The sequence below is a fragment of the uncultured Campylobacter sp. genome, from assembly GCF_937997405.1.
Lineage (GTDB): Bacteria > Campylobacterota > Campylobacteria > Campylobacterales > Campylobacteraceae > Campylobacter_B.
In genome coordinates, this window is the sequence record NZ_CALKTL010000064.1 from 1 (window position 1) to 1,400 (window position 1,400).

Here is a 1,400-nt window from a genome sequence, read left to right on the forward strand (position 1 = left end):
CGGCAGAATTTTAAAAATCACGCCGCCAGTTCACACTAAAACCGACAAGGAAGGCTATGAGCTACTATATACAATGTGGTTGCGGCAAAAAGCTTACCAAAAAGCCGATGAAAACTCTAAGATGCCCAAGATGCGGTAGCGTGTATAAAAAACCTAAGAAATTTATACTGGCGGTCTACATCTGCCTACTCCTGTTTTTTGTGCTAGCATTTGCTTTCATCCCCGATAAAATGGGGATTTTGGCATCCGCAGGCAGTGGGATAGGCGCATATATCATGTTTTTATGGATCGTAGATACTTTGAACTTCGATCTTTTGGACGCCGTGATACTGGTGACGGGATTTTTGATTTTCGGCGGATTATATGAGGCATGGGGCGAGCCGCTAATCGCCGGGCTCATAGCCATTTTATTTTGCGTAGGCGCGGCGGCGATTTTCGTAAAATTTTTCCCTTACGAGAGGCAAAAAATCAATGAAAACTAAGAAATTTCTCGCTACCATAGAGCGTTTGATTAAATTTTAAAAAGTTAAAGCTTCAAAGGAAAAAGATGGATTTAAATATCGTTTACGGCGTGATTTTTGCGGTATTCGGCACCTGCATAGGCTCGTTTTGCAACGTCCTGATCTACCGCCTGCCGCGCGGACAGAGCGTAAATTTCCCCGCATCGCACTGCCCCAAATGCTCTCACGCTTTAAAATTTTACCACAACATTCCGCTGCTTTCGTGGCTCTTTTTGGGCGGCAAATGCGCCTTTTGTAAAACCAAAATTTCGATCCGCTACCCGATCGTCGAGCTTTTAGGCGGCGCGCTTGCTCTTGCGGCGTATTTCGGCGAGCCCGATCTTGCAAAAGCCGCGGTCCTCGGGCTTTGCTTCATCTTGCTTATGGCGCTTTCGGCGATCGATTTTGAGTATAAAGCCGTGCCCGAGAGCCTTCTTTACGTAGTTACGGCGCTTTCGCTTGCTTATACGCTGATGTATGATTTTAATCTCAGCGGCGTGGGCGCGGCGGCGGGATACGCGGCGATATTTTTCGTGCTGCGCCTCATCGTCACCTTCGTGCTAAAGCGCGAAGCGATGGGAAGCGCGGATATTTTTATCGCGGGCGTTATGGGGGCGATTTTGGGCTGGAAGCTGGGCGGCATCTCGATCTACATCGGCGCGATTTTGACGCTGCCTGCGTATCTCATCGCGAACAAAAAAGGCTACGAGCTGCCGTTCGTGCCGTTTTTATCGATGGGGCTGCTTCTTACCTTTATCTTCAAAGATCAAATTTTAAGGCTCTTGGACGTAATTTATGGATAGGGTGCAGCGCTATTTATTTAGCAATTTCGTCGGTTCCTTCGCGTCGCTTTTCAGTACGCTTTTTATCATAATGTCGATCGTCTTTTTCCTTCAGATC

At 47.4% G+C, this 1,400-nt stretch carries 2 protein-coding genes; both read left to right on the top strand.

What is annotated here, in order from left to right; translation table 11 throughout:
• The first annotated feature begins 56 nt into the window (after positions 1-56).
• On the top strand, positions 57-482 hold the full coding sequence (locus Q0372_RS03245; RefSeq protein WP_298102499.1) for a hypothetical protein: 426 nt from the start codon (positions 57-59) through the stop codon (positions 480-482).
• Between the two features lie 65 nt (positions 483-547).
• Positions 548-1,303 carry an A24 family peptidase gene (locus Q0372_RS03250; RefSeq protein WP_298102503.1) on the top strand — a complete coding sequence of 252 codons (756 nt, stop codon included), beginning with the start codon at positions 548-550 and terminating at the stop codon, positions 1,301-1,303.
• The last annotated feature ends 97 nt before the right edge of the window (positions 1,304-1,400 follow it).

What these genes read in the sequence shown, in the direction of transcription:
- Q0372_RS03245 (WP_298102499.1), top strand. Translation starts at nt 57, where the DNA reads ATGAGCTACTATATACAATGTGGTTGCGGCAAAAAGCTTACCAAAAAG.
- Q0372_RS03250 (WP_298102503.1), top strand. Translation starts at nt 548, where the DNA reads ATGGATTTAAATATCGTTTACGGCGTGATTTTTGCGGTATTCGGCACC.